This window comes from Azospirillum sp. B2RO_4, assembly GCF_051124815.1.
GTDB lineage: Bacteria > Pseudomonadota > Alphaproteobacteria > Azospirillales > Azospirillaceae > Azospirillum.
This window is the reverse complement of the sequence record NZ_CP118486.1, coordinates 436,222-450,800: the sequence shown is the minus strand read 5'-3', so window position 1 is coordinate 450,800 and position 14,579 is coordinate 436,222. Positions and strand designations below refer to the sequence as shown.

Annotated in this window: 10 protein-coding genes; all 10 read left to right on the top strand. The window is 70.8% G+C overall.

Going from position 1 to position 14,579, the window contains the following annotated elements; all coding sequences use genetic code 11:
- The first annotated feature begins 349 nt into the window (after nt 1-349).
- The 10 genes from PWS46_RS16080 (at nt 350) to pelF (ending at nt 14,578) form a co-directional block, all read left to right on the top strand.
- Nucleotides 350-736 carry a response regulator gene (locus tag PWS46_RS16080; protein WP_434620129.1) on the top strand — a complete coding sequence of 129 codons (387 nt, stop codon included), beginning with the start codon at nt 350-352 and terminating at the stop codon, nt 734-736.
- A gap of 77 nt (nt 737-813) precedes the next feature.
- A complete protein-coding gene (locus PWS46_RS16075; RefSeq protein WP_434620126.1) occupies nt 814-1,740 on the top strand; it encodes an NAD-dependent epimerase/dehydratase family protein in 927 nt (308 codons plus the stop codon).
- A 35-nt stretch (nt 1,741-1,775) separates the two neighbouring features.
- The gene (locus PWS46_RS16070; protein ID WP_434620123.1) at nt 1,776-2,666 is read left to right on the top strand and encodes an endo alpha-1,4 polygalactosaminidase; all 891 of its coding nucleotides are present in this window, start codon (nt 1,776-1,778) and stop codon (nt 2,664-2,666) included.
- Between the two features lie 272 nt (nt 2,667-2,938).
- Nucleotides 2,939-5,104 carry a polysaccharide deacetylase family protein gene (locus PWS46_RS16065; protein WP_434620120.1) on the top strand — a complete coding sequence of 722 codons (2,166 nt, stop codon included), beginning with the start codon at nt 2,939-2,941 and terminating at the stop codon, nt 5,102-5,104.
- Between the two features lie 7 nt (nt 5,105-5,111).
- Nucleotides 5,112-8,090: a tetratricopeptide repeat protein gene (locus PWS46_RS16060; RefSeq protein WP_434620117.1), complete on the top strand. Its 2,979-nt coding sequence runs from the start codon at nt 5,112-5,114 to the stop codon at nt 8,088-8,090.
- 178 nt (nt 8,091-8,268) lie between these two features.
- A complete protein-coding gene (locus tag PWS46_RS16055) occupies nt 8,269-9,801 on the top strand; it encodes a tetratricopeptide repeat protein (protein WP_434620114.1) in 1,533 nt (510 codons plus the stop codon).
- A 62-nt stretch (nt 9,802-9,863) separates the two neighbouring features.
- Entirely contained in the window at nt 9,864-10,466 is a 603-nt protein-coding gene (locus PWS46_RS16050) for a hypothetical protein (protein ID WP_434620112.1), read from the top strand.
- Between the two features lie 13 nt (nt 10,467-10,479).
- Entirely contained in the window at nt 10,480-11,889 is a 1,410-nt protein-coding gene (locus PWS46_RS16045) for a GAF domain-containing protein (protein ID WP_434620109.1), read from the top strand.
- The gene (locus tag PWS46_RS16040; protein ID WP_434620107.1) at nt 11,886-13,013 is read left to right on the top strand and encodes a tetratricopeptide repeat protein; all 1,128 of its coding nucleotides are present in this window, start codon (nt 11,886-11,888) and stop codon (nt 13,011-13,013) included. The genes PWS46_RS16045 and PWS46_RS16040 overlap by 4 nt, the downstream gene beginning before the upstream one ends.
- On the top strand, nt 13,010-14,578 hold the full coding sequence (gene pelF, locus PWS46_RS16035; RefSeq protein ID WP_434620104.1) for a GT4 family glycosyltransferase PelF: 1,569 nt from the start codon (nt 13,010-13,012) through the stop codon (nt 14,576-14,578). Before PWS46_RS16040 ends, pelF begins: the two co-directional genes overlap by 4 nt.
- Nucleotide 14,579 lies beyond the last annotated feature (1 nt).

The window sequence follows — 14,579 nt, the reverse complement described above, 5'->3', positions numbered from 1 at the left end:
CCGAAAAATGCCAGCGCCACGGCCAGAAATAGAATGTCGAGCACGCGGTTGCCCTCCCTTGTTGCGCGTGCCCCTTCAATTGCGCAGGGTTGCGTAAAGGGTCGATGCGGATTTCCGCCCCCGGCATAAAGATCCTGTAAAGGGATCGTGGCATAGTGATCCTGTCGGCTGTGCAACACCGGCGGACGCGGCGGTGCGCCGCAGCTTCGGCCTGCTTGACCGGGGTAATCAAAAGCGTTAGACAGCAAATCATGCGTGAATATAGGCGTGGATGTGCAGCGTAGGGTCGCGCGGTGCGCCATGTCCTCCGCCGGCGATGCCGCTCACGCCACAAAGGTCGGATGGCGAGATGGTGGACACGGTCGAAAAGACGCGGACGATCCTGGTGGTCGAGGACAATGTGCTGATGCGCAAGCTCTTCGTCCGCTGCCTGGAGGAAGGCGGCTTCACCGTCGTCGAGGCGTCGGACGCCTCCTCCGTGCTGGACCTGATGCGCGACATGGCGCCCGATCTGGTGGTGATGGACATCGTCATGCCCGGCCTGTCCGGGCTGGACCTGATCCGGCAGATCCGCGCCGATGCCGATCTCGCAGCGACGACGGTCATCGCCGTCACCAACCTCGCCACGCCCGCCGACAAGCGCCGGCTGGCCGAGGCCGGCTTCGACGGCCATGTGTCCAAGCCGATCAAGCCCAAGGAATTCCAGGCCGCGGTCGCCGGTTTCCTCGGCACCTGAGCCGCGGATTCTGATCCGGCGGCCCTGACTTCGCGTATCACCCAAATACATAAGGCAAAGGCGGAGGAGCCGCGGCGATGGCGCGTTATCTTGTTACCGGCGGCTGCGGCTTCATCGGCTCGCACCTGATCGAGCGGCTGTTGGCGGCCGGGCACGAGGTGCGGGTGCTCGACGATCTGTCGACCGGCAAGCGCGAGAACCTGCCGGACGGCGTGCCGGTCACCGTCGGCGATGTGGCCGATGCCGAAGCGGTTCGGTCGGCAATGGCCGGCGTGGACGGCTGCTTCCATCTGGCCGCCGTCGCTTCCGTAGACCGCTCGCGCGAGGCGTGGCTGGAGACCCACCACGCCAACCTGTCCGGCACCATCGCCGTCTTCGACGCCGCCCGTCGCGCCAACCCGGCCGGGCCGGTCCCGGTGGTCTACGCCTCTTCCGCCGCCGTGTACGGCGACAACCCGAACATGCCGCTGACCGAGGATGCGGCAACCCGCCCGCTGTCCGCCTACGGTGCCGACAAGCTGGGCTGCGAGCTGCATGCGCGGGTGGCCGACGGGGTCCACGGCGTGCCGACCGCCGGCTTCCGCTTCTTCAACGTCTATGGCCCGCGCCAGGACCCGAAATCGCCCTATTCCGGCGTCATCTCCATCTTCGCCGGCAAGATCGCCCGGGGGGAGCCGATCACCATCAACGGCGACGGCGAGCAGGTGCGGGATTTTATTTTTGTAAAGGATCTGGTGCGATACCTGACTGCGGCGATGGGGCATCCGCAGGCCGGCGCGCCCGTCTACAACGTCTGCACCGGCCGTCCGACCTCGGTCAACCGGCTGGCGGAGGTTCTGGCGGAGCTGTCGGGCCGGCCGCTCGACCGGCGCCATGGTCCGGCGCGGCCGGGCGACATCCGGGTGTCCATCGGCGATCCGTCGCGTCTGGTCGCCGCTTTCGGCATGAGCTGCGATACGCCGCTGGAGGATGGTCTGCGCCAGACGCTGGCGTGGCTTGGCTGAGTAAAAGCAGCGTCGAGCAAAAGGGTAGGGGTAGCGTGACCGGTGGTTCGATCGGGCGGCGGGCTGTCGCCGGGGGGCTGATGTCGGGTGCGGCGCTGCTGGCGCTGCCCAACAGGGGCCTGCGGGCCGCCGATGCCGGCCAAGGTTCCGCTGCATCCGATCCCTGGGCGGTCTATTACGCCGACGCGGCCCCGCTGTCGGCCTTCCAGCCCTACCGGCTTCTGGTTCTGGACAGCCGCACCCACCCGCCGCTGTCGCCGCTGGCCGATCGCGGCAAGACCCTGCTCGGCTACCTCAGCGTGGGGGAGGTCGAGACTCATCGCCCCTGGTTCGAGCGGGTGAAAAGCTGGGGCATCCTGGACCAGGAGAATCCCAACTGGCCCGGCAGCTTCTACGTCGACGTGCGCGACAGTCGCTGGGTCAAGCTGGTGGTGGAGGAACTGGTCCCCGCCATCCTGCGCCGGGGCTTCCACGGCGTCTTCCTCGACACGCTCGACAACCCGCCGCATCTGGAGCGCACGGACGCCAAGCGCTGGCGCGGCATGACCGACGCGGCGGCGGCGCTGGTGCGCGCCATCCGGCGCAATTGGCCGGACATCGGTCTGATGCAGAACCGCGGCTACGAGATCCTGCCGCAGACCGCCCCGCTGCTGTCCCATGTGCTGGGCGAGAGCGTCTATGCCGGCTGGGACTTCGCCGCCAAGCGCCCGCACCGCCAGAGCGCCGAGGATTACCGGTTCCAGGTCGAGGCGTTGAAGGCCGCCGGGGCGTCGAATCCGCGGCTGTCCCTCCACACGCTCGATTACTGGGACCCGGCCGACGCGGCCGGCGTCCGGGCGATCTACGATCTGCAGCGCGCCAACGGCTTCTCCCCCTATGTCTCGACGGTCGAACTCGACCGCCTGATCCCGGAGCCGCGCCGGTGAGGAAGTTTTTGCGACGCAGCGTGAGATCCCCTCTCCCCCCCGGGGAGAGGGTTAGGGTGAGGGGGGCGCGCGGCGTGGATTCTCGGAATGGCCACGCTGCGCATCCCCCTCACCCCGACCCTCTCCCCGGGGGGGAGAGGGAGAGCTTCCCGGGTTGGAGCAAGTGCGCATTAAAGGCAGCAGCCCTCGCCCTCACCCTGCTTCTGCCCGCCACGGCCCTTCCCGCGCTCGCCGCCGGCTCTCCCACCGCCGCGGCGACGTCACAGCAGACGGTGCCGCGCACCATCCTGGCGCTGGTCGATCTGCGCGAGGAAAGCACGATCCGCCTCAGCCGCATCCACACCATGGTGGAACTGCCGCTGAACCATCTCGGCCTGTCGGTGGTTTATTGGAACGTCGCCGACGGGTTGCCCGACCTGTCGCGCTATCCCGACCTGCGCGGCATCGTCAGCTGGTTCGCGGGGGAGCCCTTCACCGATGTCGGCGCCTACATCGCCTGGGCCGGCAAAGCGATGGACCGCGGTGTCCGCTTCGCCGTGCTGGGCCAGTCGGGCGTGCGGCTGGAGCGCGGCGGCAAGCCGGTGCCGCTGGCGCTGTCCAACCGCTTCTTCGCCCGGTTCGGCTTGCGCGACGACGACGGCTACTCCGACCTGACCTACAAGTCCAAGCCGGCCCTGGCCGACGGGATGATCGGCTTCGAACGGCCGCTGTCGGGGGTGCTGCCGGGCTATCCGCTGTTCCGCAAGACCGACGAGCGCTTCGCCTCCCATCTGGTGATGCGGCGCGGCGGCGATCCGGCCAGCGACAGCCATCTTGTGGTCACCGGCCCGGCCGGGGGTATGGTGACCGACGGCTACGGCCGCTATTTCGACGCCGAGTTCAACCGCCGGCAATGGATCGTCGATCCCTTCGCCTTCCTGCGCGACAGCTTCGCCACCGATGACCTTCCCAAGCCCGACGTCACCACCCTGTCGGGCCGGCGCATCTATTTCAGCCACATCGACGGCGACGGCTGGCGCAACGTGACGGAGGTGGCGCCCTATGCCAGCCGCCGTGTTCTGTCCGCCGACATGGTGCGCACCGCCGCCATCGAGCCGTTTCCCGACCTGCCGGTCAGCGTCGCCCCCATCGTCGGCGACCTCGACCCGACCTGGAAGGGCACGCCGGAGTCGCTGGAGGCCGCCAGGAAGCTGTTCGCCCTGCCGCAGGTGGAGCCGTCGAGCCACACCTGGACCCACCCCTTCCAATGGTCCTTCTTCAAGGATTACAGCCGGCAGAACGAGGCGCCCTTCCTCAACCGCGACAGCGGCTATCGCCCCGGCAAGCCCGACGACCACGCGGCGGAGGAGGCGGGCGAGGTGTCGGACATCGGCCGCTATGCCGTGCCGCGCGCCTATCTGCAGCAGCCCTTCGACCTCGACCAGGAGATCGGCGGCGCGCTCGACTATTTCACCCGGCTCGCCCCGACCGGCAAGCGGGCGGTGCTGGTGCAATGGTCGGGCGACACCTCGCCGTTCGAGGCGGCGCTGGCCGCGGTGCGCAAGGCGGGCGGCGTCAACATCAACGGCGGCGACGCCCGCTTCGACGCCGATTTTCCCTCCATCACCGGCCTACCGCCCATCGGCCTGCCGGTGGGGGCGGAGCGGCAGATCTACGCCGCCGGCAGCAACGAGAACACCTATACCGAGCTGTGGACCGGCCGCTTCTACGGCTACCGCAATCTGACCAACACGATGCGGCACGCCGGCAGCCCGATCCGGCTGAAGCCCTTCAACGTCTACTACCACATGTACAGCGGTCAGAAGGCGGCCAGCCTGAACGCGCTGGTCTCCGTGCTGACCGCCGCTCGCGGGCAGGAACTGGCGCCGGTCGCCGCTTCCACCTACGCCCGCATCGCGGAGGGCTTCTACACCGCCCGCTTCGAGCCCCTGGAGGGTGGCCGCCGCTGGCGCGTGCTGGATCGCGGGGCGCTGAACACGCTGCGCTTCGACCACGCCAGCGCCGGCGCCGTCGATTTCGCCCGCTCCAGCGGCGTGCTGGGCCAGCGTCACAGCCAGGGCAGTCTCTATGTCGCGCTCGACCCGGCGGTGGCGGAACCGGTGGTGGCGCTGACGGAGACCGACCGCGCCGACCGCGACCCGCCCGCGGCATCGCCCTATCTCGTGCAAGGGCGCTGGGCCTTCTCCGCGCTTGCCGCGGACGGGCAGGGCTTCCGCGTCGCCGCCGCCGGCTATGGCGATGGTTCCATGGTTTGGCACGTGCCTCGGCCCGGCCGCTGGACGGTCACGGCGGAGCGCGACGGGACCCGGCTGTGGTCGGGCAGCGCCGATGCGGACGCCGACGGCCGGCTGGCGCTGACCGTGCCGGTGTCCGCCATCGCGCCGCTGCTGCTGCGGCTTCGTCCGGCCGGCGGCGCTTCGGGCGATACGGCGGGGTAGGGCGGCGATGCGCGCGAACATCCTCGTCGTCCTGCTGGTGCTGCTCGTGGGCATCGGCGCCAGCCTGCTGCTGATCCCGCACAGCGGCGAGCTTGCGCTGCAGAAGTTCCGCGACCGCGATTACGACAGCGCCCGCGCGGTCTACGAGCAGCGCTACGCCGCCGGCGACCGCAGCGGCACCACGGTGATGCCGCTGACCCGGCTGTCGCTGGCCCAGGGCGACGTCGACCGCGCCATCGCCCTGACCGAGGAGTTCGTCGCCGCCGAGCCATCGTCCGTCGAAGCGCGGGAACTGCTGAACCGCCTCTACCAGGATGCACAGCGGCCCGGCGATTATCTGGAGAACCTGAAGGCGCTGGCGGAACTGCGCCACAGCGCCGACCTGTTCCGCGACCTCGCCTATGCCGCCGGCTTCCGCAACCGCATGGCGCTGAAGGTTGAGGCGTTGACCCGCTATTGCACCCTGCGTTCCGATGATGTCGAGGCTCCGCAGGAGTTGGCGGCGCTGCTGGCCGCCCGTGGCGATCATGCCGGCGCGGTGGACTGGCTGATGCGCGCCGACGACCGCGCCAAGGGCGAGATCCAGCCCGACAGCCGCGAACTGCTGATGAGTCTGCTGATCGACCTCGACCGCGAGGAGGAGGCTTTCGACCGCGCCCGGCGCTGGCTGGGCGAAAATCCCACAGTCGCCGACATGATCGGTTTGGCGAGCCAGCTTGCCGCGGCATCCCGCCCCGACCTTGCCCTGCGGCTGATCGAACCGCAGGTGAATGGACGGGAGCATGTGCTGGCGCTGGAACTGACCTACATCGACCTGCTGATCGCCGCCGGCCGCCGGGAGGAGGCGCGGACCCGCCTGTCGGCGCTGCCCGGCCCGGTCGAGGATGTGCAGTTCGGCCGGCTGCTGGCACTGGAGGTGAATGCGGGCATGCTCCGTCCGGCTCTGGCGGCGACCAAGGGGCGTGATCTGCATCTGGTGCCCGATTGGGTTCTCGCCGGGTTGGCGGAAACTGCCCTGCGCGAGGGCGACCGCAGCTTTCCCGACCGCCTTTACCGCGAGTTGGGCGACGAATTTCTGAACGATTACCCGCTGCTGGCCGCCAATATCGCGCTCGGCCGCGGCGATCCCGCCGCCGCCGCCGGGTGGGCGGAGCGCGGCTTGGCCGGCGGCGCACTGCCCCCCGGCGACCAACTGGCCGCCATCCGCATCCTCGACCGCGCCGGCCGCCATGGCGCCGCGACCGCCGCCTTCGACCGGCTGCCGCTGTCCAGCGGCATTCCCGACGAGCAATTGGAAGAGCTTGCCGCCCTGTTCATCGACCTCGACCGTGCGCCGGCCGGGCTTGCTTGGTTCGAGACGCGGCGGCAGGCCACGCCGTCGCCGGCCGCCGGCCAGGGCTGGGCTCGCTTGGCCGCCAAGGCCGGCGATCCCGCCGCCGTCGCCGACTGGTTGGCCGGCCAGCCCAAGCTGCCGCTCGGCCTGTTGCTGGACATCGCCGGCAGCGCCGCCGAACGCGCCGCCGACTCTCCCCCGGCGGTGGCACTGGCCCTTGCCGCCTCGCGGCGCGCCTTCGCGCTCGATCCCTCGCCGCGCAGCCGTCTGGCGCTCGCCAACGCCCTGACCGCCACCGGCAAGCCGGCGGAGGCGCTGCCGCTGCTGGCCCCCCTGCTGACCGATGGCGGAACGGAGGTGGAGGCCGCCTATATCGCCGCGCTGGCCGGCGCCGGCCGGTCGGAGGAGCTGACCCGCCACCTGACCGCCAAGCTGGCGAAGGGCAACCTGTCCGACGCCGAACAGCAGGCCATCGTCACCATGCTGCTCGACCACAAGGCTTATCGCGCGGCCCTGCCTTTGCTGCGCGGCTGGGCGGAACGGCAGGGTGGAGACTGGCTCGGCGTTTACGCCGATGCGGCGGCAAAGGCCGGTGCGCTGCCCGACCTCGCGGCCTTGCTGCAAAGCCGGGCCGCCGTCGCGCCGCTGGCCGAGGCGGAGGACGCGCTCTACCGCGACACGCTGACGACGCTGGGCCGCAAGACCGACCTGCGGCGCTATCTGCTGGTGCGCGCCACCGACAGCCGTCTGCCGGCCGACAAGCGGCGGGAGCCGGTGTCCGCCTTGCTGGCGCTCGGCGACAAGACGGGGGCGGAGCAGGCGCTGCAGCGGCTGGCGGCGGGGCAGGGGCCGCAGAGCGAGGATTTCCGGCAGCTCGCCTATCTCTGGGGGCCGCGCCCGCCCGCCGCCGGGCTGGACTGGATCGAGGCGCGGGCCAAGGCGGCGTCCGGCCCGGCCGAGCAGGCGGCGTGGTACGACCGTCTCGCCGAGTATGGCGGCGGGGGCCGTGTCATTGCCGGACTAGGCGGCCAGGGCGCCGCCCCGGCCCAGCCGGCGCTGAAATCCCCCTACATCGAGGCGCTGGCGGCGGCCGGCAAGGGCAAGGAACTGGCCCAGGCTCTGCGCACCGCCGTGCCTGAGGAAGCCGCCCCCGACCGCCTGCGCCGCTACGCCCGCCTCGCCGAGCAGACCGGGCAGCGCGCTGCCGCCGCCCAGGCCTGGACCGCCCTGCTGGCGCGCAAGCCGGAGGATGCCGACGCGCTGCGCCAACTCGGCATGCTGGCCTATGACGAGAACCGCCTCGCCGACGCCGAACGGCTGCTGCGGCGCTACGTCGCCTCCGGTCCCGACGATTACGAGGCCTATTATTTCCTCGGCGAGGCATTGACCGCGCTGAAGCGCCCGGCCGCGGCGGTTCCCTTCTACCGCACCGCCCTGTCCCAGCTGCGCCACCGCGCCGGCCGCGGCGACGCGGCGGTCCAGACGGAGGCCAATCTGCTGAACCGGCTGGGCAAGGTCGACGATGCCGTCGCGCTGTTCGAGGGCTTGCGCAAGCGCCGCCCGGCCGACCGCCAACTGAGGGCCGACTACGCCTCGATGCTGATCGAAAACGGACGACTGCCGGAGGCCCGCCGTGTCCTGGCCCTTCCGTGATCGCTTCTTAACGTCCCCGCGTTTTTTCCCCTCTCCCCCCCGGGGAGAGGGAGGGACCCCGCGCCCGTGGCGCGGGGAGGGTGAGGGGGATGCACGGCGTGGCTTCCCGAGAATCCTCGCTACGTCTCCCCCTCACCCTAACCCTCTCCCCGGGGGGGAGAGGGGATTGAAGGCGGGTGTGCTTGCCCTCGCCCTAGCCCTCCTCGCCGCCGCCCCCGCCTACGCCCAAACGCCCTCGGCCCGCCTCGAAGCCGTACGCGAGGATCGCGCCGCCCGCTTCGCCCTGCATTGGCCCGGCCCGGTCGCCACCGAATCCCGGCGCGACGGCCGCGAGTTGATCCTGCGCTTCAGCCGCCCGCTGGGCGACGTCGCGCTCGACCGCGTGCCGGAGCGGCTGGAGTCCTGGGTCGACAACATCCTCTACGGCTACGACAGCGTCGTCCTGGTCCTCGCCACCGGCGTCGAGGCCGCCCCCGCCACCGATCCCACCGGCCTGACCGTCTCCCTGACCCGCTCGCCCGCCGCCGCGCCCAGCCGCGAGGCGCAGGCCGCCGACCGTGCCGCCCGCCGGCGTCTCGACTATTTCCGTGCGCTGGCGCTGATGGAGGGCGGCGACGTCCGGCCGGCGCGGAGCCTGCTGCGCGACCTGCTGGAACAGGACCCCGGCGATGCCCAGTCCTCCGCCCTGCTGGCCCAGGCGGAGGAACGGCTCGGCCGCTGGCGCGAGGCGATCCGGGCCTATGACACGGCGCTGGAGCTGACGCCCGACGAACCCTCCCTGGTGCAGGGCAAGGCGCTGCTTCTGCACGAGAATGCGGACCGCAGCCGCCTCGACCTCGACTGGCAGAAGGTGCGCAACGCCGACATGCAGCGCATCGCCCGCTTCAGCGGCGTGCAGGAGCTCGGCCGCTCCACCGCCTTCACCTGGGCGGTGGAACGCCGCGGTGTCGATGTCGACGCCGCCCGCCGCGAGGATGGCCGGCTGGAGCCGTTCCACGGCGCCCGCTCCCGGCTGGAGGCGGCGCTGGTCCATGATTGGCCGGAATTCGAGCGCTCCACCCTGTCGCTTTACGCCGCGCCGCAGACGCTGGGCGCCGGCTACACCCATGGCTGGCGCGGCGACGAGACCGAGACGCGCGCCGGCTTCGCCTGGAGCGAGCCGAGCTTCGCCTTCCTGGAGGGCATCGCCGACGGCGGCCGGCGCGACCGCCTGTTCGCCCAGCACGAGGACCGGCTGTCCGACCGCTGGTTCCTGTCGCTCGGCGCCGGCTACAACCGCTATGGCCTTGCCGGCGACGCCGATCTGGCGCGTAGCGCGACGGTGGACGGATCGCTCCGCTACACGCTGAACCCGGTCGGGCCGCTGGTCAGCGTCGCCTATGTGCTGGACGCCGAATATGTCGCCCACCGTGAGGAGCGGCAGGACGCGCTCGGCCAGCCTTTCGTTCCGCTGCCGGCGGCGACGCGCGAGATCCACGCGCTGCAGCTCAACGCAGAGGACTATCTGACCGATTACGTCCGCTATGCGGTGCAGGTCGGCTACGCCTATGACCGGCGGGGCCGCAGCGGGCCGCAAGGATCGCTGTCCATCGGCTGGGAACCGGCGGACAATCTGGAGCTGAATTTTCGCGCCAGCCATGCCCGCTCCACGTCGCGCGGCACGGCCAGCGCTGTGAACAGCGCCGGCGTCAGTCTGGTCTGGCGTTATTGACGGTGTGTCAACACTTTATGGTTAAAAAAGGTGGAATTGCGATGCGGCGAAAGGGTGCGGGAATGAAGGGCAAGGGTGTGCGGGCCGGTGGGGCGCTGCTGGTGGCGGGGCTGCTGCTGGCGGGCTGCAGCTTCGGCCGGATCAACAGCCGCGACTTCGCCCAGCCGGGCGCCGTGCTGCCGGCCGGCTCGACCGTCGCCGTCCTGCCCTTCGAGAATCTGACCAACCACCCCAACGCCGGCCAGATCGCCGCCGACATCGTCTCCACCGAGCTGTACGGCGTCGACGGCATCCGCAGCATGGATGCGTCCCGCGTCCGCAGCCGCCTGTCCGCCGCCAAGCCGGCCGGCGATGCCGCCACCACGGACACGCCGGCCGACGCCGCCCCGCCGGATGCCCAGGCCGCCGGCCGGATGCTGGGGGTGGACGCGGTGCTGGCCGGCAGCGTGTCGGAATATGGTTACCAGCATGGCCTGCGCGAGGAGCCGGTGGTCGGCCTGAACGCCCGGCTGGTCCGCAGCTCCGACGGCGCCGTGCTGTGGACCTCCAGCCAGTCGGAGGCCGGCCGCGGCTATTTCAGCCGCGACAGCGTCAACAACGTCGCCCAGCGGGTGGCGGCGCGGATGATCGACAGCCTGCGGCCGGTGGTCGCCGGCAATCGCTGAGGTCTGGCCCAGCATGAGCAGCCCGCCTAGTCCACCCCCCACCGACGGTGCATCCCCCCGCCGCTGGTTCGGCCTGCGGCCGGTCGCGCTGGCGGAACTGCTGCTGTTCTTCGCCGTGGCGCTGGGGCTGGATGTCTGGCTGGGTGCCGGGACGCGCTTCGACGGGGTGCAGCCGCATCCCTTCTGGATCCCGGTCCTGCTGCTGGCGATCCAGTACGGCACCAGCGAGGGCGTGCTGGCGGCGCTGGTGGCGTCGGTGGCGCTGCGGCTCGGCAACATGCCGGATGCCGGCATCGACCAGGACCTCTACGACCATCTCTTCACCCTGACGCGCGAGCCGATCCTGTGGCTGGTCGCCGCCGTTCTGTTCGGCGAGCTGCGCATGCGCCAGCTGCGCGAGCGCGAGGAACTGCGCGCCGGACTTGCCGCCGCCCGGCAGGAGGCGGAGGCCATCGCCCGCTCCTACCGCGCGCTGAAATCGGTGAAGGAGAGCCTGGAGACCCGCGTCGCCGGCCAGCTGCGCACCGTCTTCACCCTCTATCAGGCCGCCAAGTCCATCGACCATCTGGACGAGGGGGAAGTGATGCTGGGCGTCGCCGACCTCGTCCGCACCGTCATGAAGCCGGAGAAGTTCTCGCTGTTCCTGCTGAACAACGACGTGCTGGAATCGGTGACGAACGAGGGCTGGGACGACGACCACGACAGCTATGCCCGCTGGTTCGACAGCGGCACTCCGCTGTTCCAGACCGTCATCGCCCGCCAGCGGCAGCTCTGCGTCAACCGGATGGAGGACGAGCGCATCCTGGCCGGCGAGGGCGTGCTGGCCGGGCCGCTGGTCAGCAGCGACACCGGCGAGGTGGTCGGCATGGTGAAGGTCGAAAGCCTGGGCTTCACCGATCTCAGCGTCAACACGGTCGAGAATTTCCGCATCCTGTGCGAATGGATCGGCACCGCGCTGGCCAAGGCGCGCCAGTTCCGCACCGCCAACGAACAGCGGGTCTTCACCGACGACGCGCTCTATTCCTCCAGCTACATCGGCCGGCAGGCGGAGTTCCTGGCCCTGCTCGGCCGCCGCATGGGGTTCGAGACGACGGCCATCACCATCCGCCCCACCGGCCTGTCCCGTCTGTCGGTCGGCCAGCGCGCGGATCTTGCCGCCGCCATCGGCACGGCGGTGCGCGGCAGTCTGCGCGACACCGACCTTGCCTGCGACTTCGGCCATCAGGGCACGTCCTTCGGCGTGATCCTGGCCGGCACGCCGCTGGAGGGCGCCAAGCTGGTGGAGGCGAAGCTGGAACGCGCGGTGCGCCGCGAGCTGCCCGACGGGCTGTCCAACATCCCCATCGGCTTCGTCACCCGCCGGGTCGAACCGCCCGAGCCGGAGCCGGCAGGCGACAAAGCCGTGACGGAGGGGGCGGGATGACCGACTCCGCTCCCGATTTTCCCGGGTCCGCCGGCACGCTGGCGGGCGACCGCCCGGCCGCCGGCACCGGCGAACTGGTGGCGGTGACGCTCGGCGCCGGCCTGCTCGACGCCGGGGTGCTGGCGGTCGGCCTGTCCGGCGTACCTTTCGCCGGACCGTCGGCCGCGGCGCTGCATCTGCTGGTCTGCGGGCTGGTCGGGCTGTGGCTGCGCAGCCGGGCGCGACGGGGCCGCGACCTGCGGCTGGCCGGGCTGCTGCTGGTGACCATGGTGCCGCTGGGTCCGCTGGGCGCCGCCTGCACGCTGGTGACCGCCGCGCTGCTGGCGCTGTTCAGCCGCTATGCCACCGGCTTCCAGGACTGGTATCTCTCCCTTTTCCCCGAAAGCGAGACCGGCCCGGCGCAGGAGTTGTACGAGCTGATCGTGTCGGGCCGCGAGAACGCCCATCTGGTGGCCGGCGAATCCTTCACCGACATGATGTGGATGGGCACGCCGCAGCAGAAGCAGGCGGTGATCGCGCTGGTCGCCCGCCATTTCCGTCCCGCCTTCACGCCCGCGCTGAAGGCCGGCCTCGCCGATGCCGACCCGTCCGTCCGCGTCCAGGCCGCCACCGCCACCGCGCGGGTGGAGCATGAGTTCAACGAGCGCTGGCTTTCGCTCGACCATGCCGCCCGCGCCAATCCTGACGATGCCGGCGCCCTGGCCGCCCTGTCCCGCCACCTCGACGACTACGCCTTCTGCGGCCTGCTCGATTCCAACCGCGAGGCGGAGATCCGCGAGAAGGCGCTGGACGGTTACCGCCGCAGCCTGGAACTGGCACCCGACGACGACGCCATCCGCCTCGACCTCGGCCGGCTGCTGCTGCGCTGCGGACTGGCGGCGGAGGCGGCGGCGCGGCTGGAACCGCTGATCGACCGCACCGCCGACAGCCGAATCCTGTTCTGGTATGCCGAAAGCCTGTTCCGGCTCGGCCGCTTCACCGACCTGCGGGCGCTGCCCCTGCGCCGGCCCGACCTGCTGGGCGACGGGGCGGCGTTGCCCGATGCGCTGCGCGACGTCTTCGCCCTGTGGCGCGACGACGAAACCGCCGTCGCCGAGACCGCCGCCAAGGAACTGGCCGCATGAGCCGCCCCCCGTCCCAGCCGCTGCCGCCAGAAGCGCCCCGCGCCCCCAAGGCCGACGTCTGCCTGCTGATGGAGGGATCCTATCCCTATGTCGCCGGCGGCGTGTCGACCTGGACGCACGACCTGATCCGCTCCCACTCCGACCTGACCTTCCACATCGTGGCGCTGGTCGCCGACCGCGGCGCCCGCAAGCTCGCCTACGATCTGCCGGCCAACGTCACCGGCCTGACCCACGTCTATCTGCAGGACCCGCCCGTCGGCTGGCGCTGGCAGCCCGGCACCGGACGGCTGGTGGCGGCCCTGGAAAAACCGCTCGCCCGCCTGCAGCAGGGTGGAGGGCTGGCCGAGGTCGCCGAGGTTCTGCGCCTGCTGGCCCCCCGGCGCGGCCGGATCGGCAAGCGGGCGCTGCTGAATTCCGAGGACGCCTTCCAGATGGTGGTCCGCATGTGCAGGGCCGCCCTGCCGGACGCCTCCTTCCTCGAATATTTCTGGGGCAGCCGCGCGCTGATGAGCGGGCTGTTCGCCACCCTGCTGGTGCCGATGCCGCAGGCCTCGGTCTACCATGCCATCTCCACCGGCTATGCCGGGCTGTTCGCCGCGCGGGCGCGGCTGGAGACCGGACGGCCGGCCCTGCTGACCGAACACGGCATCTACACCAATGAACGGCGCATCGAGATCCTGATGGCCGAATGGCTGTTCGAGGGGGCCGATACCTCGCTCGCGCTCGACCGTAAGAAGCGCGACCTGCGCGATCTGTGGTTGGACACCTTCGCCAGCTACTCCAAGGCCTGTTACGACGCCTGCGACCGCATCATCACCTTGTACGGCGGAAACCAGGAGTTCCAGCGCCGCCAGGGCGCCGACCCGGCCAAGCTGATGATCGTGCCCAACGGCATCGACTATGCCGGCTATTCCCAGGTCCGGCGCGATCCCGCGCCGCGTCCGCCCACCATCGCCCTGATCGGCCGCGTCGTGCCGATCAAGGACGTGAAGACCTACATCCGCGCCGCCGGCATCCTGCGCGAGGACATCCCCGACCTGAAGGCGATGATCCTCGGCCCGCTGGAGGAGGATCCCGGCTATGTCGAGGAATGCCGCACCATCGTGAAGCATCTGGGGCTGGAGCAGACGGTGATCTTCGCCGGCCGGGTCAAGCTGACCGACTGGCTGGGCAGGATCGACGCCATTGCGCTGACCAGCGTCAGCGAGGCACAGCCGCTGGTGATCCTGGAAGCCGGGGCGTCCGGCGTGCCGACGGTGGCGACCGATGTCGGGTCCTGTTCGGAACTGCTGATGGGCCGGCCGGACGAGGTGCCGCCGCTGGGGCCGGGCGGGGCGGTGACGCCGCTCGCCAGCCCGCTCGACACCGCGCGGGAGCTGCGCGCCCTGCTGCTCGACCGCCCCTGGCGGGAGCGTTGCGCGCAGGCCATCGCCCGGCGCGTCGCCCAATCCTACGACAAGATCGCCATCGACCGCGTCTATCGCGCCATCTATGACGAGCATATCGCCATGCCGACCCGGCCGATCCTGGATCGCGCCGATTTCGACCTGAAGGGAGCCGCCTGAG

Bases quoted from the DNA above. Each gene is read 5' to 3' on its own strand.
- PWS46_RS16050 (WP_434620112.1), top strand. From the start codon at position 9,864: ATGAAGGGCAAGGGTGTGCGGGCCGGTGGGGCGCTGCTGGTGGCGGGG.
- PWS46_RS16045 (WP_434620109.1), top strand. From the start codon at position 10,480: ATGAGCAGCCCGCCTAGTCCACCCCCCACCGACGGTGCATCCCCCCGC.
- PWS46_RS16040 (WP_434620107.1), top strand. From the start codon at position 11,886: ATGACCGACTCCGCTCCCGATTTTCCCGGGTCCGCCGGCACGCTGGCG.
- PWS46_RS16060 (WP_434620117.1), top strand. From the start codon at position 5,112: ATGCGCGCGAACATCCTCGTCGTCCTGCTGGTGCTGCTCGTGGGCATC.
- pelF (WP_434620104.1), top strand. From the start codon at position 13,010: ATGAGCCGCCCCCCGTCCCAGCCGCTGCCGCCAGAAGCGCCCCGCGCC.
- PWS46_RS16075 (WP_434620126.1), top strand. From the start codon at position 814: ATGGCGCGTTATCTTGTTACCGGCGGCTGCGGCTTCATCGGCTCGCAC.
- PWS46_RS16080 (WP_434620129.1), top strand. From the start codon at position 350: ATGGTGGACACGGTCGAAAAGACGCGGACGATCCTGGTGGTCGAGGAC.